General features: G+C 65.0%; 16 protein-coding genes. 3 read left to right on the forward strand and 13 right to left on the reverse strand.

Features of this window, described 5'->3' with window-relative positions; translation table 11 throughout:
• Positions 1-10 precede the first annotated feature (10 nt).
• Positions 11-175, reverse strand: coding sequence for a DUF3309 family protein (locus tag EAV90_RS16850; protein ID WP_084298933.1), 165 nt, complete (start codon positions 173-175; stop codon positions 11-13).
• Positions 176-356: 181 nt separating this feature from the next.
• Here EAV90_RS16850 and EAV90_RS16855 point away from each other — a divergent pair, with 181 nt between their 5' ends.
• Entirely contained in the window at positions 357-674 is a 318-nt protein-coding gene (locus EAV90_RS16855) for a polyhydroxyalkanoic acid system family protein (RefSeq protein ID WP_122401835.1), read from the forward strand.
• Between the two features lie 2 nt (positions 675-676).
• Here EAV90_RS16855 and treY read toward each other — a convergent pair whose 3' ends face one another.
• From treY to EAV90_RS16885, 6 genes are read right to left on the reverse strand one after another with little or no spacing between them, the layout of a single operon-like run.
• Positions 677-3,463 (reverse strand): malto-oligosyltrehalose synthase, encoded by a 2,787-nt coding sequence (gene treY, locus EAV90_RS16860; protein ID WP_129144065.1) that lies wholly within the window; start codon positions 3,461-3,463, stop codon positions 677-679.
• 1 nt (position 3,464) lies between these two features.
• Complete coding sequence (gene treZ / locus EAV90_RS16865) at positions 3,465-5,216, reverse strand: malto-oligosyltrehalose trehalohydrolase (protein ID WP_129144066.1); 1,752 nt, start codon at positions 5,214-5,216, stop codon at positions 3,465-3,467.
• Complete coding sequence (gene glgX / locus EAV90_RS16870; RefSeq protein ID WP_129144067.1) at positions 5,213-7,291, reverse strand: glycogen debranching protein GlgX; 2,079 nt, start codon at positions 7,289-7,291, stop codon at positions 5,213-5,215. Before glgX ends, treZ begins: the two co-directional genes overlap by 4 nt.
• 3 nt (positions 7,292-7,294) lie before the next feature.
• Positions 7,295-9,442, reverse strand: coding sequence for a 1,4-alpha-glucan branching protein GlgB (gene glgB, locus EAV90_RS16875; RefSeq protein ID WP_164936972.1), 2,148 nt, complete (start codon positions 9,440-9,442; stop codon positions 7,295-7,297).
• Complete coding sequence (gene treS / locus EAV90_RS16880) at positions 9,435-12,728, reverse strand: maltose alpha-D-glucosyltransferase (protein ID WP_129144069.1); 3,294 nt, start codon at positions 12,726-12,728, stop codon at positions 9,435-9,437. Before treS ends, glgB begins: the two co-directional genes overlap by 8 nt.
• Positions 12,729-12,739: 11 nt before the next feature.
• Entirely contained in the window at positions 12,740-14,686 is a 1,947-nt protein-coding gene (locus EAV90_RS16885; RefSeq protein WP_129144070.1) for a maltotransferase domain-containing protein, read from the reverse strand.
• Positions 14,687-14,890: 204 nt separating this feature from the next.
• Between EAV90_RS16885 and malQ the strand changes: the two genes are divergently transcribed.
• Together malQ and EAV90_RS16895 are read left to right on the forward strand one after the other, a co-directional pair.
• Positions 14,891-16,852 (forward strand): 4-alpha-glucanotransferase, encoded by a 1,962-nt coding sequence (gene malQ, locus EAV90_RS16890; RefSeq protein WP_129144071.1) that lies wholly within the window; start codon positions 14,891-14,893, stop codon positions 16,850-16,852.
• A gap of 28 nt (positions 16,853-16,880) precedes the next feature.
• Positions 16,881-18,683: a glycoside hydrolase family 15 protein gene (locus tag EAV90_RS16895; protein WP_122401843.1), complete on the forward strand. Its 1,803-nt coding sequence runs from the start codon at positions 16,881-16,883 to the stop codon at positions 18,681-18,683.
• A gap of 107 nt (positions 18,684-18,790) precedes the next feature.
• Here EAV90_RS16895 and EAV90_RS16900 read toward each other — a convergent pair whose 3' ends face one another.
• The 6 genes from EAV90_RS16900 to EAV90_RS16925 are packed head-to-tail and all read right to left on the reverse strand — an operon-like array spanning position 18,791 to position 26,302.
• Entirely contained in the window at positions 18,791-19,603 is an 813-nt protein-coding gene (locus EAV90_RS16900) for an HAD family hydrolase (protein WP_129144072.1), read from the reverse strand.
• Positions 19,604-19,622: 19 nt separating this feature from the next.
• Entirely contained in the window at positions 19,623-20,168 is a 546-nt protein-coding gene (locus EAV90_RS16905; RefSeq protein ID WP_129144073.1) for a gluconokinase, read from the reverse strand.
• A complete protein-coding gene (pgl, locus tag EAV90_RS16910; RefSeq protein WP_164936973.1) occupies positions 20,155-20,904 on the reverse strand; it encodes a 6-phosphogluconolactonase in 750 nt (249 codons plus the stop codon). Before pgl ends, EAV90_RS16905 begins: the two co-directional genes overlap by 14 nt.
• The gene (gene zwf, locus EAV90_RS16915) at positions 20,901-22,412 is read right to left on the reverse strand and encodes a glucose-6-phosphate dehydrogenase (protein WP_122401847.1); all 1,512 of its coding nucleotides are present in this window, start codon (positions 22,410-22,412) and stop codon (positions 20,901-20,903) included. The genes pgl and zwf overlap by 4 nt, the downstream gene beginning before the upstream one ends.
• A 28-nt stretch (positions 22,413-22,440) precedes the next feature.
• Entirely contained in the window at positions 22,441-23,439 is a 999-nt protein-coding gene (gene gnd, locus EAV90_RS16920; protein ID WP_129144109.1) for a phosphogluconate dehydrogenase (NAD(+)-dependent, decarboxylating), read from the reverse strand.
• A gap of 13 nt (positions 23,440-23,452) precedes the next feature.
• Positions 23,453-26,302, reverse strand: coding sequence for a bifunctional transaldolase/phosoglucose isomerase (locus tag EAV90_RS16925; protein WP_129144075.1), 2,850 nt, complete (start codon positions 26,300-26,302; stop codon positions 23,453-23,455).
• Positions 26,303-26,391: the final 89 nt, after the last annotated feature.

Below are 26,391 nucleotides of genomic sequence, written 5' to 3' on the forward strand. Positions count from 1 at the left end.
ACCGCCCTAACTAGATCCGCCCCATCAGCAGTAGGATCAGCAGGATGATGATGACGAGCCCAAGGCCGCCGCCGCCATAATAGCCGGTGCCGTAGAACGGCCCGCCGCCGATGCCGCTGAAGCCGCCCAGCAGGGCGATGACCAGAATGATCAGAATGATCGTGCCGATTGACATACGAATCTCCTCAGCCCTTTGATGAAAGGGTCGTTTGCACCTGTCCCGTCGTGTGGGAGCAACTTGCCGTATGTTTTAAAGTTCCGGCTCCGCAACGTGGGCGCCGGCCCCAGCTCGCATGGAACCTTTGCCCTTCCGTCGGCCATGTCTAGGTGGGGATCAGTCAGCAGGGGTCAGGACCATGTCAGCGCCGCTTGTCGTCTCAATTCCGCATCGTCTCGGCCGCGAGGAGGCGGTGCGCCGGCTCAAGGCAGGGCTTGGCCGCGCCGCAGCAAGCATTCCCGTGATGCAGGTGGAGGAGGAACGCTGGAGCGGAGACAGCATGAACTTCCGCATCCGTGCGCTGGGGCAGGTCGCGACCGGTCAGATCGACGTGGCCGACGATCAGGTCCGGGTCGAGGTGGTGCTGCCCTGGCTGTTGCAGCGCTTTGCCGAGATGGCGCAGGCGACGATCAGGAAGCGCGGCCAATTGCTGTTGACCAAAGACGGGGGAAAGTAACTTCAGGCGTGCACGCGCTGCCGCGAGGGCCTGATGGCGTTCGCAGTTCGGGCCGCGATGGCCGAGGCGGGAAAGTCGCGGAAAGCCTGGGCGAGCGGCAGGTCGTTCCCCGCAAGGCCGGGCACGGTATAGCCTGTGATGTCGATCGTCGCGTCAAGCCCCTCCAGTGCGGGCCATTCCCGGCCTGCTTGGGTGAACGGCGCGAACTGACGCCCGACCACGACAATCGCAGCCGTGCGGCCGTGGCGACGCGCGAAGGCGATGACATGGTCGGCATGTGCGCCCTGTACTTCCAGCGGCTGGTAGTCGCCTTGCGCGAACACGTCGGCAAGCTCGTTGCGCAGCTTGACCAGATGCCGCGTCCAGGCCAGCTTGAGCCGGCCGTCCGGCCAGCTCTTGATCAGGCCGTTCCAGTCCGGCGCTTCCAATGACGTCAGCGCCGCGCGGCGCGCGGCGAAGTCGACGGGGCGGCGGTTGTCGGGATCGACCAGCGACAGGTCCCAGAATTCGCTGCCTTGATAGAAGTCCGGCACGCCCGGCAGCGTCGCCTTGAGCGTGAGCTGGCTCAGCGAGTTCAACGTGCCGAGCAGCGCGACGCGGCGAGCCAGGGTTTGCAACGCCTCCAGGAATTCGGCGGATTGAGCGGGGTCGAGGATCTTCTCGATGAAGTCGCGTATGCCGTTCTCGTAGGCTTCATGCGGATTGAGCCAGCTCGTCTCCTCCTTGCCTTCGCGCGCGGCCTTGAGCGCATAAGCCTGGATGCGCTCGACGAAGGCGGCATCGATCGACTCTTGCAGCGGCCAGGTGCCGAGCAGGGTCTGGTAGAGCATGTATTCGAACGTCGCCGACGGGGCGCGGAAATTGCCGTGGAGTGTGAGATGCGGCGCGTTCAACACCTTCCATCGCGCCACCGCGCTGGTCCATTCGCCGGGAACCTCGCTCAGCGCCGCGATACGCATGCGGGCATCCTCGCCGCGCTTGGTATCGTGGGTGGCCGTCGCGGTCATGCCTTGCGGCCATTCCCTGGCGCGGGCCTGCATGGCCTGGTGGAAGGCGGGAATGGTGAGGCCGGTGCTCGCGGGATCGCCGCCGACCTCGTTCAGCGCAAGCAGCCGGTGGAATTGATAGAACGCCGTGTCCTCCAGCGACTTCGCCATCATCGGCCCGGTGAACTGCTGCACCTTCAGCGCGAACCGGCGCACGCGCGGCGTGCTGTGCGGAGGACGGCCGGGCTTGAGCAAGTCCATGGTCAGCGCGTCCCGCAGGAAGTCGAAAATGCCTTCGTCGGCGGCAAACCACTCCCGGCGGGCGCGCGCGATGGTGTCCTCGATCAGCTTGCGGTCGTGCGCGGTGGGGCCGCTGTGCGTCAGGTAGGTGCGATAGACCGGGAAATGCAGCACATAAAGTTCGAGCGCCTGCCGCAAACTGTCGGCTGAGAAGTCGCGTGTCGAATAATGCCCGTTGGCGATGCGCGCGAGCAGGCGCGTCAGCACGGTGAACTCGCTGGTAAGCAAGGTCTCGAGCACCCGCCGCTTCGCCTCCTTGACGTAAGGCGCAAGCCGCGGCGGGCGGTTGCTGATCTGCCGCCAGGTCTCGTCGAGCGCTTCCAGGCCTTTGGGATCGACCAGCACATGGGTAATGACGTTCATCCACTCGTAGCCGGTGGTGCCCTGGACGCCGGCGAAATGCGGCAGGCGCTCGTGCTCGCACAGGATCTTCTCGATCACCGTATAGAACGGCTTTGTGTTGCCCTGGGCGTCGCGCACCAGCCGGCGCAGCCGCTGGCAGTATTGTGCGGGGTCACGCAGGCCGTCGATGTGATCGAGCCGGATTCCCTGTAGTTTGCCCTCGGCGATGAGTTGCTTCACCAGCCGATGCGTGGCGGCAAATGTGCTCGCGTCCTCGACGCGCAGGCCGGCGAGGCCGTTGACGTCGAAGAAGCGGCGATAATTGATGTCGCTGGAGGCAAGCCGCCAGTGCCCGAGCTTGTAGTGCTGGCGCTCCAGGAGATGATGCAGCGTCAGCGTCTGTGCCGGGCGGTCCTTGCCGGCGCGATAGGCGGCAAGGCCGCGACTGATGATGTCGGCGGCGCCTGCGATCTCCTTGAGCTCGGTCTTGAAGGCGGGAGCTTCCTTGCGATTGGGGCGGCGCAGACCGGTGTAGCGCGCCGCGAGCGCGAGCAGGCGCTTGCCGGGCTCCGTCTCGGCGGCGTCCGCCTCCTTGACGATCACGCGCAGTATCTCGCCGTAGCGCTCCGGCGCGATGGGTAAGCGGTGCTCGAAATACCAGGCGGAGAGACTTCCCTCGTCCGGATCGTAGCGCAGCTCGATGTCGCCGCGCTCCAGCGCCTCGCCGTAGGACGTGCCGAGGATCGGCAGCAGCACGCCGCCGCGGGCGCGGTAGGCCAATTGATCCCAGTCGATGTCGAAGGAGGCCGCGTGCGGCGAGGCCTGGCCCCATTCCAGCACGTCGAGCCACCAGGGATTGTCGGAGAAGTGCACGCCGACATGGTTGGGCACGAAGTCGATGATGAGGCCGAGATCGTGCTGCTGAAGCGCCTCGCTCAGCCGCGCAAAACCGGCCTCGCCGCCCAGCTCCGGATTGAGCTGGCTGTGGTCGACCGTGTCGTAGCCATGGCTCGAGCCCTTTCGCGCCTTCATCACCGGCGAGGCGTAGAGATGCGTGATCCCCAACGCTTTCAGGTAAGGTACGACCGCGGCAGCCTTGTCGAAGTCGAAATCCGCCGTGAGCTGGAGCCGGTAGGTCGCGAGCGGAATGGCAGGAGGCATGTCAACCTCCGAGACGCCAGACCACCGACCAGGGCGGAATCCGATTGCCGGCCGCGCTGCCCCAGATCGGCGCGCCCGCACTGACGGTGGAGGTGATCTCGTGATCCGAGAGATTGGCGACGAGGCGCAACGTCGTGCCGTCGCCCATCCGCCAATGCGCGGTGAGCAGGCCGTTGTCGGCCGCCTCGGCGTCACCGAAGCTCGCGCCCTTCAGCCGCGGCACGATCTCCTTATGACGGAGCGCGAGCAGGTCCTTCACCAACGCAAGGCGCTCGTCCTGCTGCGGCGTGCGGCCGGCCCAGTCGAGCACGGCCGATTGCAGCGTTGCGGGATCGAGTGGGTCGGGCACTTCGTCGCCGTATTTTTCGTACGCCCAGGCATATTCCTGCCTGCGCCCCTTGCGCACCGCATCGGCGAGTCCACCTTGGAAGTCGCAGAAAAACGGGAAGGGGACCGTCGAGCCCCATTCCTCGCCCTGAAACAGCATCGGCACCATCGGGGCGAGCAGGGTAACCGCGAGCGCGGCCTCGATCTGTTTTGGCGATGCCAGGCTTTCCAGCCGCTCGCCAAGCGGACGATTACCGATCTGATCGTGGTTCTGCAGGAAGTTGACGAAGGTCGCCGGCGGCAGCTTGCCGCTCGGCTCGCCGCGCGGCTTCTTGCCCCAGAATTCCGAAATCTCGCCCTGATAGACGAAGCCGGAGGCGAGCGCGCGCGCAAGATCCATGCGCGGCGTCTGGTAATCTCCATAATAGCCGGCATGCTCGCCGGTCAGCATCACGTGCCAGACGTGATGATAATCGTCGTTCCACTGGCCACGATATTTGCCGTTCGGCGGGTCCTGCGCAGCATCGAGCAGGCTGGCGCAATTGTCGCCGTTCTCCAGCACGAGGTGGATGTGGCGTCCCGTGGCCTTGGCGAGCTCGCCGGCGGCAACGCTGAGGTCCTGCAGCATGGACTGCTCGCCCGGGACAGCCATGATGTGGTTGGCGGCGTCGAGCCTGAGGCCGTCGAAGCGGTAGTCGCTGAGCCAGGACAGCGCGTTCTCGACGGCAAACGCGCGCACCTGCGGCAGGCGGTAGTCGATCGCGCTGCCCCATGGCGTGTGCGCATCGGTGAAGAAGGTCGGCGCATAGCGGCCGAGATAATTCCCCTCCGGGCCGAAATGATTGTAGACCACGTCGAGGAACACCATCAGCCCGCGCAGATGGGCCTCGTCGATCAGCGTCTTCAGGTCTTCGGGCCGGCCATAGGCGCTGTCGGGCGCATACCACAGCACGCCGTCATAGCCCCAGCCGCGGCGTCCTGCGAAATCTGCCAGCGGCATCAATTCCAGCGCGGTGATGCCGGTTGCCGTGAGATGATCGAGCTTGTCGATCATGGCGCGGTAGGTGCCTTCGGCCGTGAAGGTGCCGACATGGGTCTCGATCAGCACCGTCTCTTCCCACGGACGGCCCCGCCATTCGCGCGCGCGCCATACGAAGGCGTCGTGATCGATCACCTCGCTCGGGCCGAACACGTCCTCGGGCTGGAAAGCCGAAGCAGGATCCGGCACGTCGATCTCGTCGTCGATCCTGAACTTGTAGGGGCTGCCGGCGGTGAGGCCGGCAATGTCGGCGACGTACCAGCCATCCTGCCGGCGCTGCATCGCGTGCCTGCGGTCGAGCAAGAGGTCGACACGGCGCGCGGCGGGCGCCCATAGCCGGAACGACACGCCGTCCTTCGTCGGCCTCGCCCCGAAGGATGCCCTCATGGTGCCCCCGCAAAGGCGAGCACGGAGCGCGGCGGCGCCTTGCTGTCGCTCCCGGGCAGGAAGTCGATCGTATTCAGCTTGGCATCGGTCGTGTTCAGGATCTGCTGCCAGCTCTTATATTCGGCCATTCTGGGCAATTTGAATGCGATCTCTTCGGGGGCGGCGTTCAGGACGATAAAGATCGCAGCCCCGCCCGGTTCCATCGGGCCCATCACATAGGAGAGGAATCTGCCTTCCGGAAATTTCCAGTCGCTCTCCGTCATCTCGTCGCCGGCGGGCGTCAGCCACAACGCACCGTAGGAGGCGCCGTCGTTGGGCCGGCCATCAAGCCAGCGATGGCTGCGCAGCTGCGAGAACCGGCGGCGGATGTCGGCGAGATGGGCGACGAAATCGACCATGTCGTCGCCCTCCTTGCCGAGATTGTCCCAGCCGACCCAGCCGACTTCGTTGTCCTGGCAATAGGCGTTGTTGTTGCCGGATTGCGAGTTGCCGACCTCGTCGCCGGCGAGGATCAACGGAACGCCCTGCGCCAGCATCAGGCAGGCCAGCACGTTCTTGCGCAGCTGCCGGCGCAGGCTGATGATGTTGGGATCGTCGGTCGGCCCCTCGACACCACAATTGTTGCTGTGATTGTCGTTGGAGCCGTCGCGATTGTCCTCGCCATTGGCCTCGTTGTGCTTCTCGTTGTAGCTGAAGAGGTCGGCGAGGGTGAAGCCGTCGTGGACGGTGATGTGATTGATGCTGGCGCGCGGCCGGCGTCCGTCGTGGTTGAACAGGTCGGACGACGCGGTCATACGGCTGGAAATGTCGCCGATCAGGCTGCCTTCGCCGCTCCAGTAGCGGCGCATGGCGCTGCGATAGCGATCGTTCCATTCCGACCATTGCGATGGGAAGGCGCCGACCTGGTAGCCGCCGAGCCCGAGGTCCCAGGGCTCCGCGACGAGCTTGACGGCCGCCAGCACCGGGTCCTGCCGGACCGCGGTCAAGAACGAGCTGCCGCGATCAAAGCCGTGCGGTCCCCGCGCCAGCGTGGTGGCGAGGTCGAAACGGAAGCCATCGACATGGCAGACCTCGACCCAGTAGCGCAGGGAATCCATCACCATCTGCAGCACGCGCGGGTGGGTGAGGTTCACCGACGAGCCGCAACCGGTGAAATCGTCGTAGTAGCGCGGGTTCTCGCGGTTCAGCCAGTAATAGGAGGCGTTGTCGATGCCGCGATAGCACAGGGTCGGGCCGAGGTGGTTACCCTCGGCGGTGTGGTTGTAGACGACGTCGAGCATCACTTCGATTCCGGCATCGTGCAGCCGCGCCACCGTGGTGCGGAAGGAATCGAGCGCGTTGTCCTGAGCGTAGCGCGGCTCGGGCGCGAAGAAGGACAGCGTGTTGTAGCCCCAGTAATTGGCGAGCTTCTTTTCCACGAGGATGCGGTCGTCGACGAAGCTGTGGATCGGCAACAGCTCGACCGTGGTGACTCCGAGCTTCTTCAGGTGCTCGATCATCGCCGGCGAGGACAGGCCGCCATAGGTGCCGCGCAAGTTCGGCGGCACGTCGTCGCGCGTCTGAGTGAGGCCCTTGACGTGGGCCTCGTAGATGATGGTGTCTTCCCAGGAGATGTTGGGACGGATCTCGCGGCGACCCCAGTTGAAGGTCTCGTCGACCACGACGGCCTTCGGCATGCCGCGCGCATTGTCGCGCCGGTCGAAGGACAGGTCTTCGCGCGGTGAGCCGGTGCGATAGGCAAAATGCGCATCGCTCCAGACCAGCCGCCCGGCAAGCCGCTTGGCATAGGGGTCGAGCAGCAGCTTGTTGGCGTTGAAGCGATGGCCGTGCTCGGGCTCGTAGGGCCCGTGCACGCGATAGCCGTAGAGCTGGCCGGGCGAGACGTCATTGAGATAGCCGTGCCAGACATCCTCGGTCTTCTCAGGCAGCTCGATACGCTCGAGCTCGCGGCGGCCTTGCGCGTCGAACAGGCAGAGCTCGACCCTCTGCGCGTTGGCGGAGAACAGCGCGAAATTGGTGCCGCGTCCGTCCCAGCTTGCGCCGAGCCGTGCGGGCGATCCGGCGGTCAGGCGCATCGATCAGCTTTCCGGAACGAGGAAGATCGCGGCGAGCGGCGGAATGGTGAGGCGGAGCTCGGGCGTCTTGCCGTCAACGGTCTGAACCTCGCCGATGTTCCCGACATTGCTGCCGCCGTAATGGGCGGAGTCGGAGTTGAACACCTCTTTCCACTTGCCGGCCAAAGGCACGCGGACGCGATAGTTGCGATAGACATTGGGAGAGAAATTGACGACCACCAGACATCGCGCCTGCTCGTCAAAGCCCTTGCGCAGCCAGGCGAACACGTTGCGGTTGGCATCGTCGGTGATCAGCCATTCGAAGCCGGCCTGGTCGCAATCCATCTGGTGCAGCGCCGGCACGGCCCGGTAGAGCCGGTTGAGGTCGCGGATCAGCGCCTGGATGCCGGAATGGTACTTGTATTCGAGCAGGTGCCAGTCGAGCGATTGATCGTGATTCCATTCGCTGCTCTGCGCGATTTCCGCGCCCATGAACAGCAGCTTCTTGCCGGGATGTCCGAACATGAAGCTGTAATAGGCGCGCAAATTGGCGAAGCGCTGCCACTCGTCGCCGGGCATGCGGCCGAGGATCGAACGTTTGCCGTGCACGACCTCGTCATGCGACAGCGGCAGGATGAAGTTCTCCGAGAACGCGTAGTGCAGGCCGAACAGGATCTCGCCGTGGTGGTGCTTGCGGTAGATCGGATCCTTGCTGATGTAGCTCAGCGTGTCGTGCATCCAGCCCATGTTCCACTTGTAGCCGAAGCCGAGCCCGCCGAATTCGACCGGGCGTGAGACCTGAGGCCAGGCAGTGGACTCCTCAGCCGCCGTGGTCGCCTGCGGGAAGCGGGCGAACACTTCCGTGTTGAAACGGCGCAGGAAGTTGATCGCCTCGATGTTCTCCCGCCCGCCATACTGGTTCGGAACCCATGCGCCGGGCGGCCGGCTGTAGTCGAGATACAGCATGGAGGCCACCGCGTCGACGCGCAGACCGTCGATCGCGTAACGCTCCAGCCAGAACAGTGCATTCGACACCAGGAAGTTCGTCACTTCGGTGCGGCCGTAATTGTAGATCAGCGTGCCCCAGTCGAGGTGGCGACCCTGGAGCGGGTTGGCGTGCTCGTAGAGCGAGGTGCCGTCGAAATGGCCGAGCCCGTGCGGATCATCCGGGAAATGGCCGGGCACCCAGTCGAGCAGCACGCCGATGCCCTCGCGGTGGCAGGCATCGACCAGTGTCGCAAAGTCATCGGGTGTGCCGAAGCGGCTGGTCGGCGCGTAGAGGCCGGTCGGCTGGTAGCCCCAGGAGCCGTCGAACGGATGCTCGCTGACGGGCAGGAATTCGAGATGGGTGAATCCCATGTCGCGGGCGTAGGCCGGCAGCTGCTCGGCCAGTTCGCGATAGGTGAGCCATTCATTGTTGCCCTTGCGCCGCCACGAGCCGAGATGGACCTCGTAGATCGACATCGGCGCCGACAGGGCATTGATGCCGTCGGGCGCCGGGCGCGGCCGCGGCAGACGCGCCTCGTCGAACACGATCGAAGCCGTCTTCGGCCGCAGCTCGCTGGCAAATGCCAGCGGATCGGATTTCAGCGGCAGCAGGTGGCCGTGCGGGCCGATGATCTCGAATTTGTAGTGATCGCCGGCCTTCGCATGCGGAATGAACAATTCCCAGTAACCGCTGCCGCGCACCCGCATCGGGTGACGCCGCCCGTCCCAGAAGTTGAAGTCGCCGACCACGGATACGCGCCCCGCATTTGGCGCCAGCACCACGAAGCCGATGCCGTCCACGCCCTCGAGCCGCATCGGATGCGCGCCGAGCTTGTCGTAGAGGCGCTGATGGGTGCCTTCGCCGAGCAGGTAGAGATCGAAATCGGTCAGGATCGGCGGAAAGCGGTAGGCATCCTCGAACTCGACGACGTCGTTGCCGAAGGTCGCGCGCAGCTGGTAGTGCTTCGAGCCATTGGGCAGGGCGCCGATGAACAGGCCGGAATCGTGCACGCGGTCGAGCGGAGCGACCTCGCCATGCTCGCCGACCGCCTCGACATTGGTGGCCTCGGGCAGAAACGCGCGCACCACGCTTTTGCCGCCCTCGGGATGCAGCCCGAGATAGTGGAAGGGATCGGAGTGGCGGCCCTCGATGATCGCATAGGCCTCGGCAGGCAATTTAGGCATGGGCTTCGCTCTCGGCACTGGACAGAATGCGAAGCAGTTCGGTCAGCGGCGCATGGAGCCCCTCAGGCCGGTGGGACAGCTCGTGCTCTACTTCGTCGAACGCTTGATCAAGCAGGAAAAACCTTAACAGGCCTCGCGTTGATGGCCGATCTTCCGGCCACAGCCTCCGGTCGGTCATGGCTTCGCGGTAGGCGGATAGGAAGGTCGCGGTGGCGCGTTCGCGCCATTCGTCGAGCGCGGCGACGAGCCGGCCCTGCTCGTCGGAGGCGCCCGTGAGCGCGCGACTGAGGGCCGCGTTAACCGAAACGTCGATCGAGTGGATCAGGCCCGCGACGTCGCGGGCGGCCGGAGCCTTGCGCCGCTTGTCGACCAGTGGCACGCGCGGATCGCCGTCGAAATCGATGATGAAGATGTCGTCCTTCACGATCAGAGTTTGCCCGAGGCGGAAGTCGCCATGATGACGGATGTTCAACCCACGGGTCCCGGAAGGCAATAGCGCATTCAGCCGGTCGGACAGGCCCGCACGCGTCTCCGTAAGCCGATCGATCAGCGGCCGGTGCGCCTCCGGCAGGCCGTGGCGGCTGTCGGCCAGCCGTTCGAAAACCTGCTCGGCGCGAGCCTTGAGGTCGGATACGAGGCGCGCGATGCATGCGGAATCGATCGGCTCCGGAGCGAGCTCGTCCGGTCTTGCCGCGGCGAGGGCGACATGCAGCTCGGCGAGCCGCCGGCCGATCTGCGCGATGAAATGCAGATACGGCGCCTGCTCCTGGGTTTCGCGTGGCATCTTATCGGCCGGCGCCACGCGCTGCTCGTCGATATAACGATCGAGATAGCCCGTGGTCACCGTCCAGCCGTCGCCCTGGTTCTCGACATAGGCATGCAGCACGCCGAGCGCGCTGCGCTGGTCGCCGTCGACCAGCTCGACGCTGCCGAGCAGCGCCGGTGTGTTGGCGAAGCGCGCGACCTCGGTGAGATAGTGGCCGATCTCGATCTCGGGGCTGATGCCGCTTTCGAGCCGGCGATAGATCTTGGCGACGTACTGGTTGTCGACCAGCGCGGTGCTGTTCGACTGCTCGATCGCACGGATGCGCCCGGGCTCCTTGATCGTGTAATCGGCGAAGCGGCTGGTGGCCTTGAACTCCAGCCGCAGATTGTTCTCTTCCACCACGAGATTCTGCGACAGATTGCGCAGGAACAGGCCGATGAAGATCTGCTCGGTCGCGACATCGAGCAGCGTGCCTTCGCGCGCGCCCTGGCGCACGGCGGCCAGCGCTTTCGGGTTGAAGCGCTCGCGGTCGAAGCGCACCCACTCGATCTGTAGCGGCAGTACGTAGCGTGTGGTCGCGTCCCCCTGCCTGGTCTCGAAAAACGCGATCCAGGGGCGGTTGTCGCCGATGTCGCAGAACGGTACCGCAGAGGTCAACGCGGTCTTGATCTGCTTGGGATTGTGCTCGGGGAACCAACGCGTCCGTGACAGAAATCCCGGCAGCACGTCGCGCTCGAACACGCCGCGCTCGCGGGCAAGCGACACCCAGTTCGAGTTCACCGGGACCACCAGCGTCTCGAACTCCGGCACCGCGCTCGGCGTCACCGGCTCGGACTTGTCGCGCTCCAGAAGCTGGAACCAGTAGAAGCCATAGGGCCCCAGCGTGATCATGTAAGGCAGTTCGCCGATCGGGGGAAAGCGGGTGCGGCCGAGCATCTCCTGCGGGATGCGGTCCTTCCACGGCGACAGGTCGAGCTCGGTCGCTTGCGCGGCACGGGAGAGATTGGCGACGCAGAGGATCACCTCGTCGCGATACTGCCGGACATAGGCCAGCACGGCGCGGTTGGCCGGGCGGATGAAGGTCATGGTGCCGCGGCCGAAGGCGAGCGTCGACTTGCGCACCGAGATCAGCCGCTTGGTGGCGCTGAGCAGCGACGACAGGCTGCGCGACTGTGCCTCCACGTTCACCGACTCATAGCCATAGACCGGGTCCATGATCAGCGGCGCGTAGAGGCGGGCCGGATCGCAGCGCGAGAAACCGCCGTTGCGGTCCGGGCTCCATTGCATCGGCGTGCGCACGCCGTTGCGGTCGCCGAGATAGATGTTGTCGCCCATCCCGATCTCGTCGCCGTAATAGATGATCGGCGTGCCGGGGAACGACAGCAGCAGCGAGTTCATCAGCTCGATCTTGCGGCGGTCGTTGTCCATCAGCGGCGCAAGGCGCCTGCGAATGCCGACATTGATGCGCGCGCGGGGATCGTTGGCGTAGGTGGTCCAGAGATAGTCGCGCTCGACGTCGGTGACCATCTCCAGCGTCAGCTCGTCGTGGTTGCGCAGGAACAGCGCCCATTGGCAGCTCGCCGGGATGTCCGGCGTCTGGCGCAGGATGTCGGTGATCGGGAAGCGGTCCTCCTGTGCGATCGCCATGTAGATGCGCGGCATCAGCGGGAAGTGATAGGCCATGTGGCACTCGTCGCCACGGCCGAAATATTCCTGCACGTCCTCTGGCCATTGATTGGCCTCGGCCAGCAGCAGCTTGCCTTTGGAATACGCATCGAGCTCCTGGCGCAGGCGCTTGATGATCGCATGCGTCTCGGGGAGGTTCTCGTTCGAGGTGCCCTCGCGCTCGCAGAGATAGGGAATGGCATCGAGGCGGAATCCGTCGACGCCGGCATCGAGCCAGCGCTTCATCACCTGGATGATAGCGCTGACCACGCGCGGATTGTCGAAATTGAGGTCCGGCTGGTGCGAGAAGAAACGGTGCCAGTAGAACGCGCCGGCCTCGGGATCCCAGGTCCAGTTCGACTTCTCCGTATCGGTGAAGATGATGCGCGTGCCCTGGTATTTCTGGTCGGTGTCGCTCCAGACGTACCAGTTGCGCGCGCTGGAGCCTGGATGGCTGCGCCGCGCGCGCTTGAACCACTTGTGCTGGTCCGAAGTGTGGTTGACGACGAGCTCGGTGATGACGCGCAGGCCGCGCTTCTGCGCCTCCTGGATGAAGCGCTTGAAATCCTTCATCGTCCCGAAATCGGGATTGACCGACCCGTAGTCGGCGATGTCGTAGCCGTCGTCGCGGCCGGGCGAGGGATAGAACGGCAGCAGCCACAGCGCGGTGACGCCGAGCTCCTGGAGGTAAGGCAGCTTCTCGGTCAGTCCGGCGAAGTCGCCGATGCCGTCATTATTGCTGTCGGCAAAAGCCTTGACGTGGAGCTGATAGATGATGGCATCCTTGTACCAGAGCTCATCCACGACCTCGGCAGCCTCGGCTTTTTTGGCATCGACGGAAGACAGGACATTCATGGCGTGAACCCTTACGCCAGGCCGCGGAATAGAAGCGCCGGATCGCGCTCTGGATCGATACGCAATCTGATTCCGCCCCATTCGATGCAGGACCGCTCGCCGGTGACGAGGTTTTCGAGTGTCGTCACATGGTGTCGCTGCCCGCCGACGTCAATGGTGACGTCGCCGAGCGGCAGCCAGAATTCGCGCACGTGGCGCGACAGCGCGATCACGACGATGACGGCATTGTCCGGCTCGGCCGTCTGCTTCACGAAGGCAATGGTTTCGCCATCCTCGACGCCGAGGAAGCGCAGATTGACCGTCTGCCGGAGCGCCGCGTTCTCGGTGCGGATGCGATTGAGCGCGGCGATGTAGGGCTTGATGTTGCCGGGCTTGTCCCAGTCGCGCGGCTTGATCCGATATTTCTCGGAATCCAGATATTCTTCGCGGCCGGGAATGGCCTCATGCTCGAGGAGCTCGAATCCGCCAAAGATGCCGTAATTGCCCGAGAGCGTCGCCGCCAGTGCGATGCGCGACTTGAATGCCCAGGCCTCTCCGCTCTGGAGATGATAAGGCAGCAGGTCGGCCGTGTTGACGAACAGGTTCGGACGATAGAACTCGCGCTCGGGATAGCGCGTCAGCTCGCCGAGATATTGCTCCAGCTCCCACCTTTCCGTGCGCCAGGGGAAATAGGTGAACGACTGCGCAAAGCCGAGCTTGGCGAGGCCGTTCATCAGCTTCGGCCGTGCATAGGTCTTGGAGAACAGGATCACCTCCGGATGCCGGCGGCGGATGTCGTGGATCAGCCACTCCCAGAATGGAAGCGGCGCGGTGTCGTGATTGTCGATGGCGAAGATGGTGACGCCATGGTCGATCCAGAACAGCATGGCGTCGCGAAACGCATTCCACAGGCCGGTGCGATCCACCGAGGCGAAATCGGGAATGACGATGTCGGAATAAGGGCCGTCGGCCGTCCGTACCGAGCGGTCCGGCCGCCATTTGAACCATTCCGGATGCTGAGTCATCCAGGGATGGTCCGGCGAGCACTGCACCGCGAAGTCCAGTGCGAGCTCGAGCCCGTACTCGAGGCATGTGGCGACCAGCGCGCGAAAATCCTCGATCGTGCCGAGCTCGGGATGCAGCGCATCGTGGCCGCCCTCGGCCGAGCCGATCGCATAGGGCGAGCCCGGATCGCCCTCATTTGCCACCGGCGCGTCGTTGCGGCCCTTGCGGCTTGTGTGACCGATCGGGTGGATCGGCGTGAAGTAGAGCACGTCAAAGCCCATGGCAGCGATGTCGGGCACGCGCGCGATGCAGTCGCGCAGCGTGCCATGCCGGCCCGGCAATGCGCTCTGGCTGCGCGGCATCATCTGATACCAGGCGCTAGAGCGCGCCTTGTCGCGGTCTATGCTCAGCGGGAAGAGTGGTGAGCGGGTGAGGTCGGGGCGCGACTGGCTCTCGGCCATCGCTGTGCCGAGCTCGGCTGCGAGCAGTGAGGCGACGTCGCCGTTCCTCAGATAGTCCTCGCATTGCCTGATGATGACCGCTGCCGCGTCCTGCCGCGCGCCATGCGCCTTGGTCAAAAGGCCCGCGCCCTCGATGGCATCGAGGCTGACATCGGCCCCGGTACGCCGCTTGCGCGCGACCGCGTGCGACCAGGTGGCGAACTCGTCGGTCCAGGCTTCGATCGCGTAGACATATTGGCCGGGCTCAACGGGCGTGAACGCGCCGCACCAGCGGTCGTTGCCGTGATGGGTCATCGGCTCGCTCCGCCATTCGCGGTCCTGCTCTCCTCGCCAGATCAGCGCGGCGGCGATCACGGCCTCGCCGTCGCGGTAGATGTCGGCCCAGACCTCGACCGGTTCGCCGGCGATCCGCTTCACGGCGAAGCGGCCGCCGTCGATCGAGGGATAGACGTCCTCGATCAGGAAAGCGCTGCCGGCTGCGGCACTTTCGACAGTTTGAATTGTCTTGTTCACGGTGATGCCATTGACAAGAAAGCAGGAGCCCGTTTCCCTTGTCGGGAACCCACGCTTGGTACCATTATAGAAAGCCGCTTATGTGTCATTGGTTCCCCCGGGAACGGCAAGCGCAGTGTGCGAGTTACCCCTGACTAACCTCTTCCGCGACCTCGTTAAAATCGATGCCCCTGGCCAAACAATGGCCTGCAAGCTGCGTGCCGAATGGATCTTTTAGCTCAAGCCCGGATCAAGGGCGTTCAGTCCGAATTCATCGACGCTCTCGGCAAGCTGCGGGTCACCGCGCCCGAGGCTCTCAAATCCATCCTCGAGGCGCTGCCGGAGAAGCGGGTTTACAGCTTCGCCAGCGGGCCGGTCGTGGTGCGTGCGCTGGGACATCCGCGCACGGAATTGGCTTCTATCGGCACGCCGCCGCTGCAATGGAAAATCCTCGGCAACGGCAATGTGATCGCCCAGGGCGAGACGCGCGAGCCCGTGATCGCCTGGCCCGCCGGCCTGCCACTCGGCTATCACCGCCTGACGCTGACGGATGCCGCGGGCGTGACCGAAGAGGTACCGATGATCGTGGCGCCGGAGCGCGCCTTCGGCGGCGATTTCGATCGCGGCTGGCTGCTTGCCGTGCAGCTCTACAGCGTCCGTTCGGACCGCAACTGGGGCATCGGCGACTTCACCGATCTCGCCGGGCTGGTCCGGCTTGCCAAGCAGCTCGGGGCCGACGGCGTCGGCCTCAATCCGCTGCATGTCCTGTTCGACGACCACCCCGCCGATTGCAGCCCCTATTCGCCGAACAGCCGGCTCTTCCTCAACCCGCTCTACATCGACGTCGAGGCGATTCCCGAATTCTCGGCAGACCTCGTGCCCAACGCGGCCGCGACGGCGGCCCGTCTGCGCGAAGGTGATCGCGTCCCTTATGCCGACATGGCGGCGTTGAAATGGCTGGGCCTGCGCGCCGCCTTTGACAGCTTCGTGACGAGCGCGAGCCAGGCGCGCCGCAAGGCGTTTGACGGCTTCCGCGCCGCTCGCGCGCCGCTGTTGTCCCGCTTTGCCTGCTTCGAGGTGCTGCGGCATCGCTTCAACGCACCCTGGTGGGAGTGGCCATCCGAATGGCAACAGCCGGACGAGGCCAAATGCACCGAGCTGCGCAATGGCCCGGGCAAGCGCGAGATCGAGTTCGTCGAATTCGTGCAATGGACGGCCGACAGCCAATTGCATGCCGCCAAGGAGCTCGCCAGCCAGCTCGGCATGCGGGTCGGGCTCTATCTCGACGTCGCCGTCGGCGTGCAGTCCAACGGCTTCGATGCCTGGAACGAGCAGAAGGCGATTTCCCGCCATCTCGCCGTCGGCGCGCCGCCCGACGTGCTCAACACCATCGGCCAGGACTGGGGTCTCGCCGGTTTCAACGCCGGTGGGCTCGAGGCGCAGTCCTTCGTGCCGTTCGCCGACATGCTCGCAGCGTCGATGCGCCATGCCGGCGCCATCAGGCTCGATCACGTGCTGGGTCTGAAGCGGCTTTATCTGGTGCCGCGCGGCTTCAAGCCCGATAACGGTGCCTATGTGCAGATGCCGTTCGAGGCGCTGCTGGCGGCCGTCGCGTGCGAGAGCGCGGCCCACAAATGCATCGTGATCGGCGAGGACCTCGGCACCGTGCCTGAAGGTTTCCGCGAGATGATGCAGGATTTCGGCATCTGGTCCTACCTCGTCATGATGTTCGAGCGCGACGATGCCGGCCATTTCCGCAACGTCGACCACTACCGGCCCAACGCGCTGGTGACGCTGAACACGCATGACCTGTGCACCTATGCCGGCTGGCGCTCCTTCAGCGACCTCAAGATGAAGCGCTCGCTCGGGCTCGATCCCGGCGAGAACGACCAGGCGCGCTGGGATGCGCTCGGCAGGCTCGACGAGATCCTGCGCCAGAACGGCATCGGCGCCAACGACCTCTATTCGGTGCTCGCCTTCCTGTCGCGCACGCCCTCTCGCCTGCTCGCGGTGTCCATGGAGGATCTGCTCGGTGTGATCGACCAGCCCAACATTCCCGGCACGATCGACGAGCATCCGAACTGGCGCCAGCGCCTTCCTGTTGCGCTCGACAAGATCGCGTCCAAGATCGATCTCGCGGCTTTGAAGGCCGCGACGCGGGAACGTTCCTTGCCCGGCGGGAGTTGACAGTCGGGATTCCCAGGCTCGCACCACATTGGCTCAGAGGATCGAGGACTATGCGCTGATCGGCGATTGCGAGACCGCGGCGCTGGTCGGGCGCAACGGCTCGATCGACTGGCTGTGCTGGCCTGCCTTCGATTCCGATGCCTGCTTTGCCGCCATCCTCGGCACGCACAAGAACGGGCGCTGGCTGATCGCGCCGAGTGAGCACGCGACCCGCATCTCGCGGCGCTATCTCGGCAATACCCTCATCCTCGAAACGTGTTTTGAGACGAGTAGCGGCACCGTCGCGCTGATCGACTTCATGCCGCCGCGCGGCAAGGCCTCGGACATCGTGCGGCTGGTCCGAGGCGTCAGCGGCACCGTGAAGATGCGGATGGAGCTCGTCATCCGCTTCGGCTTCGGCGCCGACATTCCCTGGGTGCGGCGAATGGATCATGCGCTGCTCGCGATCTGCGGCCAGGACATGACGGTGCTGCGAACACCCGTCGAGACCCGCGGCGAGGACCTGACGACAGTTGCCGAGTTCGACGTCGGGGCGGGCGAGACCGTCCCGTTCGTCCTGACCTACGGCCCCTCGCATCTCGAGCCGCCGGCATCGATCGATCCGGAGCTCGCCTTCCAGGAGACCGAGAAATTCTGGCAGGACTGGTGCGGCCATTGTGCCCGCGACGGCGGCTATCAGGACCTCGTCTTGCGCTCGCTGATCACACTGAAGGCGCTGACCTTTGCTCCGACCGGCGGCATCGTCGCGGCCCCCACCACCTCCTTGCCGGAAAGGCTGGGGGGAAGCAGGAATTGGGACTACCGCTTCTGCTGGCTGCGCGACGCCACGTTCACGTTGCTGGCGCTGATGAACTCGGGCTACACCGAGGAAGCCTCGGCCTGGCACAGTTGGCTGCTGCGCGCCGCCGCCGGATCGCCGGCGAACATGCAGATCATGTACGGCATCTGGGGCCAGCGGCGGCTGCTGGAATGGGAGGCGGGCTGGCTCGGCGGCTACGAGGGCGCGCAGCCCGTGCGCGTCGGCAACGCCGCGCATGCGCAGCTCCAGCTCGACGTCTATGGCGAGCTGATCGATGCCTTCCACCAGTCGCGCATGGCCAAGCTCAAGCTCGACGAGCAGACCTGGGCGCTGGAATGCGCCGTGCTCAATCATCTGGCCGAGGTCTGGGACCGGCCCGACCACGGTATCTGGGAGCGGCGCGGACAGCCCAAGCATTATGTCTTCTCCAAGGTCATGACCTGGGTCGCCTTCGACCGCGGCATCAAGAGTGCCGAGACCTTCGGCTTCAAGGCGCCGCTGCTGCATTGGCGCACTCTGCGTGAGGCGATCCATCGCGACGTCTGCAACAACGGCTTCGATGCAGAGGAAAACGCCTTCGTCGAATCCTACGGCTCGAAACTGCTCGATGCCAGCGTGCTGCTGCTGCCGGCCGTCGGCTTCCTGCCGCCATCGGATCCGCGCATCCGCGGCACCATTGCTTCCGTCGAAAAATGCCTGATGCGCGACGGCTTCGTGCTACGGCACGATCCACGCGAGCTGCCAGCGGGGCAGCCACCGCTCGAAGGCGCGTTCCTGGCCTGCAGCCTGTGGCTCGCCGACGCCTATGTGCTGTCGGGCGATCTCGACAAGGCGCAAGCCTTGTTCGATCGCGTCGTGGGCATTGCGAACGATGTCGGGCTGCTGGCGGAGGAATACGACTCCGTGGCCCGCCGGCAGACCGGCAATTTCCCGCAGGCGCTGACCCACATCGCCCTGATCAACACCGCGCATAACCTCTCGGCGGCAAGACGGAAGAGCGAGAAGCCGGCGATGCAGCGGTCGAAGAAGTGACCGCTGCGGCATTGTTCACCTCTCCCGTAGCCCCGTCGGGGAGTTAGAGGTGGATACCGAGCGTCAGGCGACAGTCGAGGTCATTGGTTCCTTGGGGGCTTCAACTCCTACCCAACCCCATTCCGCTTCAAGATCATCTCCATCGCCTCGGCAAAACCGTCCTGCTCATTGCTCGCAGTGACGTGCGTCGCCTCGTCCTTGACGTTGTCGGCGGCATTGCCCATGGCGATCGAGACGCCGCTGACGCGGAACATCGCGAGGTCGTTCTGCATGTCGCCGATGGTGGCAACGGCATCGGTCGAGATGCCGACGCGCTTGGCCATGGCCTCGACGAAGGTGCCCTTGTTGAATCCCGGCGGGGTGATGTCGAGATAATAGGTCTGCGAGCGCACCGCGGTGGCTTCGCGGCCGAGCGCCTCCTGCATCGCTTTCTCGCAAGCCGCGAGCCTCGCCGCATCGGCACTGGCGCCGACGATCTTGCAGGCGCTCGATAGGTACGGCGAGAAATCGGGCACGATGGTGGGGTCGGCGCGGATCGTGTGCTGCTCGTGGGCGACGTAGCTGCCGCGGGGGTTGTCGATCAGCCATTTGTCGGTCGTGAACAGCCAGATGTCGGCGCCGTAGTCGCGGAGGATCTGCAAGGACCGCTCGGCCGCGCTCGCGGGAATCAGGTGCTGCTCGACCGGCCTCATCTCGGGATCGATGATCGAGGAGCCGTTGAAGGGACCGACCGGCAGCCACAGCGCCAGCGGTTTGATCAGGAAGCGCATGCCGATCGCGGGGCGGCTGGAGGTGATGGTGAAGCCGATGCCGGCCCGGTGCAGCCGCTCCACTGCGCTCCGCGCGCGCTCCGTCAGCGTCTTGTCCTTGGTCAGCAGCGTGCCGTCGACGTCGGAGACCACGAGTGAGATGGGGGTCATGGCAGGACCTTGGAATTCATCAGGTTTCTTGCCTCAGCGTTTTCGCGCCGCCCAGCTTCAGCTGCCGCACGATGCCGTCCACGATCGCCTCGACGGTCTCATCGATCGAGACCGTGACCACGTGCTCGCCCGGCTCCGGCGGCTCCAGCGTATTGAACTGGCTCGTCAGCAGCTCGGGCGGCATGAAATGGCCCTTGCGGCGCGCGAGCCGCTCGGCGATCAGCTCCTTTGTGCCCTTCAGGAACACGAATCGGACGTCGTCGCGACCACGCAGCAGCACCTCGCGATAGGCGTGCTTCAGCGCCGAGCACGCAATGATGACGTGCTCGCCGCGTCCGCAGACAAGCGCGATCTCGTCGGCGATCGCGTTGAGCCAGGGCCAGCGGTCTTCGTCGGTGAGCGGATGGCCGGCCCGCATTTTCTCGACATTGCTGGCGGGATGGAAGTTGTCGCCGTCCTCGAAACGCCAGCCGAGTCGCCCGCCCAGTGCTTTTGCAACCGTGCTCTTGCCCGAACCCGACACGCCCATCACGATCAATGCAAAAGGTGCTTCAGCGCCGCCCACGAATTTCCTCCGGAAGCGCGGCCCTATCGACCAGCCAGACGGTCTCACCATTCGAGCGCGCGCGTAAGGCCGGCAGATTCTCGCCATTGAGGAGGCGCGTCAAGATCGGCCGCTTGTCGTGCCCGGCAATCTCGAACAGCATCTCGCGGCAGGAAGCCAGAACGGGCAGGGTGAGCGAGACTCGCGGCACGAACGGCGCGACATTGGCTTTGGCGACACCGACGACCCAGCGTCGGGTCTCCTCGATCTCGGCATAACCGGGAAACAGCGATGCGGTGTGGCCGTCCGGGCCTGCACCCATCAAGACCACGTCGAACAGCGGCCGCGCCGGATCGAGCCGGTCTGCGCCGTAGAAGGCCTGCAGCTCGCGCGCGTAGGCTGCGGCACTGGCATCGGGGTTCTCGGCCGCGGTCGGAATCGGATGGACGTGACCAGGAGGCGCATTGGAATCGAGAAATGTCGTCCGCGCGACCGCCATGTTGTTGAGAGGGTCGCTTTCAGGCACGAACCGTTCGTCGCCGATGAACCAGTGCACGCGGTCCCATGGAATCCTTCCGCGCCACGCCTCGCTGCCGAGCAATTGATAGAGCTTCTTCGGGCTGGAGCCGCCGGTGAGGCAGATGGCGCTCCGTCCGGGATTGGCCGCGATCCGCGCCATAACCCGTTCGGCCGCGGTGCGGGCAAGCGCTTCGGCGTCGGCTTCGACGATCAGCTTCGGCTGGCCGGCCGCAGTCACGAGTATTTCCGCCAGCTTCGCCCGTCGCGCCGCAGCAACTCGTCGGCGCATTTCGGGCCGTCGCTGCCGGCTTCATACGTCTCGATGCCGTTGGTGCCGGCCTGTTTCCAGGCGTCCAGGAACGGCTGCACCGCCTGCCAGCCGGCCTCGACTCCGTCGGCGCGCTGGAACAGGATGTTGTCGCCGATCATGCAGTCGTGGATCAGCGTCTCGTAGCCGGTCGAGGGATCGGCGCGGAAATAGTCGCCGTAGCGAAACTTCATCTCGACGCCGTCGATGGTGACGCTCGGACCCGGGACCTTGGCGTTGAACTGAAGCTCGATGGTTTCGGTCGGCGCGATGCCGATGGTGAGGAAGTTCTGCGACAGGCGATCGACCGCCGTGCCCGAGAACATCGACAGCGGCGCCTGCTTGAACTTGATCGCCACCTCCGTGCGCTTGTGCGCCAGTGCCTTGCCGGTGCGCAAATAGAACGGCACGCCGGCCCAGCGCCAATTGTCGATCATCAGCTTCAGCGCGACATAGGTCTCGGTGGTACTGCCGGGCTTGACGTCCGCGGTCTTGCGATAGTCCGGGATCTCCTCGTCACCGATGCGGCCTGCGAGATATTGCGCGCGCACCGAGCTCTTCAGCGCTTCCTCCAGGCTCGGCCGCTGGATCGCAGTGAGCACCTCGGCCTTCTCGGAGCGGACCGAATGGGCGTCGAAACGGCTCGGCGGCTCCATGGCGACCAGCGACATCAGCTGGAACAGATGGTTGGGTACCATGTCGCGCAATGCGCCGGTCGCGTCATAGAAGCCGCCGCGATGGCCGACGCCGAGCTTCTCCTCGACGGTGATCTGGATGTGGTCGATGTGGTTGCGATTCCAGATCGGCTCGAACATGCCGTTGGCAAAGCGCAGCACCAGAATGTTCTGCACCGTCTCCTTGCCGAGATAGTGGTCGATCCGGTAGATCTGGTGCTCCTCCATGATCTTCAGCAGCTCGGCGTTCAGCGCACGCGCCGAGGCGAGGTCGGTGCCGAACGGTTTTTCGACCACCAGCCGCCGCCACGCGCCGTTCTCCTTCATCATGCCGGTGCGGCCGAGCTCGCGCGTGGTCGGCGCGAAGGCGGCGGGCGGGGTGGCCAGATAGAACAGCCGGTTGCCGCCGGTCTCGTGCGCGCATTCCAGCGAATCCAGATGCTCGCGCAGGCGATCGAAGGAGGGCGGATCCTTCGCGTCGGCCTCGACGAAGGTCAGGCATTCCAGCAGCTTCTTGGCGATGTCGTCGTCCACGGGCCGCGTCGCGAATTGCCGCAGGCCCTTCAGCAGGCTGTCGCGCAGCTCGTCATCCGACTGGCCCCTGCGGGCCACCCCGACGACACAGAATTTTTCCGGTAACAGGTGCTCGGCGGCCAGATTGTAGAGCGATGGCATCACCAGGCGATGGGTAAGGTCGCCGGTGACACCAAAGATGACGAAGGCGCAATTTTCCGGCTTGCGCTTGGCTTGCGGGTCTTTTGTCACGAATTGTCGGCCTTCGTTTCGTTACTTGCTACTTTGGTTTCGAAGCGTCCGGTTGCTTCGGCTCCTTGTGGCCGCCGAAACCGGCGCGCATTGCAGAGAGAATTTTTTCGGCGAAGGTGTGTTCCTTGCGGGAACGGAAACGCGTGTAGAGCGCCGCGGTCAAGACTTCGGCCGGCACCGCCTCGTCGATCGCCGCATTCACGGTCCAGCGTCCTTCGCCGGAATCCTCGACGAAGCCGGAATATTCCGACAGAAGCGGGCTGTCGGCGAGTGCGGTCGAGGTGAGGTCGAGCAGCCAGGACGGGATCACGCTGCCGCGCCGCCACACTTCGGCGATATCGGCGAGATCGAAATCGTAGCGGTGATCTGCCGGCAAAGCCTCAATGTTGGCATTCTTGAGAATGTCGAAACCCTCGGCATAGGCCTGCATCAGGCCGTATTCGATGCCGTTGTGGATCATCTTGACGAAATGGCCGGCGCCCACCGGACCGGCATGGATGTAGCCCTGCTCGATCCGGGGATCGCGGCCCTCGCGGCCGGGCGTTCGCGGAATGTCGCCGGCGCCGGGCGCGAGCGCAGCGAAGATCGGATCGAGCCGGTCGACCACCTGCTTCTCGCCGCCGATCATCATGCAATAGCCGCGGTCGAGGCCCCAGACGCCGCCGGAGGTGCCGACGTCGACATAATGGATGCCGCGCTCCTTCAGCGCCTTGCCGCGGCGGACGTCGTCCTGCCAGAAGGTGTTGCCGCCGTCGATGATGACGTCGCCAGCCTGCATTACGCCGGCGATCGTCTCGATCGTGGTCTCGGTGATGCGCCCGGCCGGCAGCATCACCCAGGCCGTGCGTGGCCGCTCCAGCTTCGCGACGAACTCTTCCAGCGTCGCCGAGCCGACCGCGCCGTCTGCGATAAGGCCGGCGACGGCCTTGGCGTCCTTGTCGTAGACCACGGTCGAATGTCCATGGCGCATCAGGCGGCGAACGATGTTGCCGCCCATTCGGCCGAGGCCGATCATGCCGAGTTGCATCTGCATCATTCCCTTAGTTCAGCGCCTCGTTCAGCGCCGTGTTGAGGGCCGCGAGACCCTTCTTGAGCCCGCCCTTCAGATGCACGCGCAGCGCACGCCGACCACGCTCGGTGAGCACGTCGAAGTCGCCCCGCGCCTGCGCCGCCTTGATGACGCCAAAGCTGGCTTTCTGGCCCGGCACCGTCAGATCCTTGGCATCGTCGGCCGTGATCTGGAGGAACACGCCGCTGTCGGGTCCGCCCTTGTAAGCCTGTCCCGTCGAGTGCAGGAAGCGCGGTCCGAACTCGGCGCAGGTCGCGACGTGCCGCTTCTCGCGCACCTCTAACCGCATGGCCTGCAGCGCCTCGATCGTCGCCTTGTCACGCGCGATGTAGCCGAGCAGGGCGACATAGTCGCCATGGTTCGAGCGGGAGAGATGCGCCTTCAGCCAGGAGCTGAGATCGCCGTTGGCGCCGGCCGCGCGCAGCGCCGCGGCGTTGGCCTCGTCGGTGTAGAGATCGGCCTCATCCGTGCTGACCACCGGCTGCTCTTCCGGCAACGCGCCGGTCTTCTCGAATGCGGCAGTGAGCTCGCGGGTTTTGATCTTGGCCGCTTCCACGTCCGGCTGGTCGAACGGGTTGATGCCGAGGATCGAGCCTGCAACCGCCGTCGCCATCTCGAAGCGGAAGAACTCCTGGCCGAGATGCTCGATCGACTTCATGACGATGCGCACCACGGGATGGCCGGCCGCTTCGATCGCGGCGAGCTTGGAGTCGTGGGCAGCGTCCGCTTCGCCCTCGATGCGGATGTCGATGAAGAAGCGATCATTGCCGTAGACCGAGGGATCGCCCAGCGGCTCGCCCTCGATCGGGATCAGGCCCTTGCCTTCCTTGCCCGTCGATTCCGCGATGAGCTGCTCGGCCCAGGCGCCGAAATCGGCGATCTTCTTCGATGCCAGGATCGTCACCTTGTCGCGGCCTTCGAGTCCGGCGAGGCCCATGGCAAGGCCGAGCTGCACGCCCGGGTTCTCGGATGGGGGCACGTCCGGTCCGCAGGAGCGGGCCATCGCGAGCGCATGCTCGACGAAGGTCTTGACGTCGATGCCCGCGGTCGCCGCCGGCACCAGACCGAAGGGCGAGAGCACCGAATAGCGTCCGCCGATCGAGGGCTCGCCGTGGAAGATGCGGGCATAGTTCAGCTTCTTTGCCGCCTTCTCCAGCGACGAGCCGGGATCGGTCACCGCGATGAAGCGATGGCCGGTCTTCACCTGGGTTCCGACCGCCTTGGCGACCTGCTCATGGAAATAGTCCTTCATCGCGTTCGGCTCGGTGGTTCCGCCGGACTTGCTGGAGACGATGAAGACCGTGTTGGCGATGTCGATCTTCGCCTCCATCGCCCGCACCTGCGCCGGGTCGGTGGAGTCGAGCACATGCAGCTTCGGGAAGCCGGGCTTCTTGCCAAAGGTCTCGGCCAACACTTCGGGGCCCAGGCTCGATCCGCCCATGCCGAGCACGACGGCGTCGGAGAATTTCTGGCCCTTCACGCGGCCTGCATAGTCCTCGTAGTCGGCAATGTCGGCCTTGGCCGGGCTGTCGAGCCAGCCCAGCCATTTGTCTTCGTCGGTGCCGGTCCAGATCGACTTGTCGCGCTGCCACAGCCTGCGGATTTTTGCCGAGGCTCGCCATTCCTCGGTGCTCTTGACCACGGCCTTGCCGAGCCCGTCGCCGAGCGAGAGCTGTTGGCGGTCGAGCGCGGGCCCGAGCACGGTGGTACGCTTGTGGGCGACGGCGCCGTAGAGCTTGTCGGCTGAGTCGGCGAACAGCTTGACGCCATCCTTGACCAGCTCCTCGGTGATCGCATCGAGCGAGATGCCGGAACGCTCCAGCTCCTCCAGCACGCGCCTCGCGTCATCGATATTCTCTTCCAGGCTGTCGCGCGGCTTGCCGTGGTCGCGGAACGCGTCCAGCGTCGCCGGCGGCATGGTGTTGATGGTGTCTGGGCCGATCAGCTCCTCGACATAGAGGACGTCGCTGTAGTCCTTGTTCTTGGTGCCGGTGGAGGCCCACAGCATGCGCTGCGGCTTGGCGCCCTTGGCGGCGAGCTTCTCCCAGCGCGGACCTGCGAACAGGCGCTTGTAATCCTGGTAGGCGAGCTTGGCGTTGGCGATCGCGACCTTGCCCTTCAGCGCGGCAAGCCGCTCCTTCTCCGATGGATCATTGGCGCGGGCGATCTTCTCGTCGAGCTGCTTGTCGACCATGGTGTCGATCCGGCTGACGAAGAAGCTCGCCACGCTCGCGACATGCGACGGATCGCCGCCGCCGGCGACGTATTTCTCGAGGCCGGCGATGTAGGCTTCGGCCACCTGGAGATAGACCGCCTTCGAGAAAAGCAGCGTGATGTTGATGCTGATGCCTTCGCTGATCAGCTGTTCGATCGCAGGGAGGCCCTCCGGCGTCGCCGGCACCTTCACCATCAGGTTCTTGCGGCCGACGTCCTTCCAGAGCCGCCGCGCCTCGGCGACTGTGCCGGCGGTGTCCATTGCGAGATAGGGCGAGACCTCCAGGCTGACATAGCCATCGCCGCCTTTGAGGCGGTCATAGACCGGCCGCAGCACGTCGGCGGCGTTCTGGATGTCCTCGACCGCGACGGTCTCGAACAGGTCGGCCACGGTCCGGTCGCCGCGCTTCAATGCCTTGCCGATCGAGGCGTCATATTCGTCGGAGCTGCCGATCGCCTTCTCGAAGATCGACGGATTTGAGGTGACGCCCTTGACGCCATCGGTGTCGATCAGCCGCTTCAGGTCGCCCTTGGCGACGAAGCCACGGGCCAGGAAGTCCAGCCAGACCGCTTGTCCGTGCTTTTCCAGTTCTTTGACGGGATTCATGATGCTTACTTCTCTCCAAGCCTGCGGACGAGGGGTTTTCGCGCCGGTCCTGACGCGCTATCCTCTAGCTTACATGCTCCCGGGAGGGA

This window comes from Bradyrhizobium vignae (assembly GCF_004114425.1).
Classification (GTDB): domain Bacteria; phylum Pseudomonadota; class Alphaproteobacteria; order Rhizobiales; family Xanthobacteraceae; genus Bradyrhizobium; species Bradyrhizobium vignae.

Coding starts and splice junctions, on each gene's coding strand:
- EAV90_RS16855 (WP_122401835.1), top strand. CDS start 357: ATGTCAGCGCCGCTTGTCGTCTCAATTCCGCATCGTCTCGGCCGCGAG.
- EAV90_RS16850 (WP_084298933.1), bottom strand. CDS start 175: ATGTCAATCGGCACGATCATTCTGATCATTCTGGTCATCGCCCTGCTG.
- treS (WP_129144069.1), bottom strand. CDS start 12,728: ATGAATGTCCTGTCTTCCGTCGATGCCAAAAAAGCCGAGGCTGCCGAG.
- EAV90_RS16925 (WP_129144075.1), bottom strand. CDS start 26,302: ATGAATCCCGTCAAAGAACTGGAAAAGCACGGACAAGCGGTCTGGCTG.
- treZ (WP_129144066.1), bottom strand. CDS start 5,216: ATGAGGGCATCCTTCGGGGCGAGGCCGACGAAGGACGGCGTGTCGTTC.
- EAV90_RS16900 (WP_129144072.1), bottom strand. CDS start 19,603: ATGACCCCCATCTCACTCGTGGTCTCCGACGTCGACGGCACGCTGCTG.
- glgX (WP_129144067.1), bottom strand. CDS start 7,291: ATGCGCCTGACCGCCGGATCGCCCGCACGGCTCGGCGCAAGCTGGGAC.
- malQ (WP_129144071.1), top strand. CDS start 14,891: ATGGATCTTTTAGCTCAAGCCCGGATCAAGGGCGTTCAGTCCGAATTC.
- gnd (WP_129144109.1), bottom strand. CDS start 23,439: ATGCAACTCGGCATGATCGGCCTCGGCCGAATGGGCGGCAACATCGTT.
- glgB (WP_164936972.1), bottom strand. CDS start 9,442: ATGCCTAAATTGCCTGCCGAGGCCTATGCGATCATCGAGGGCCGCCAC.
- treY (WP_129144065.1), bottom strand. CDS start 3,463: ATGCCTCCTGCCATTCCGCTCGCGACCTACCGGCTCCAGCTCACGGCG.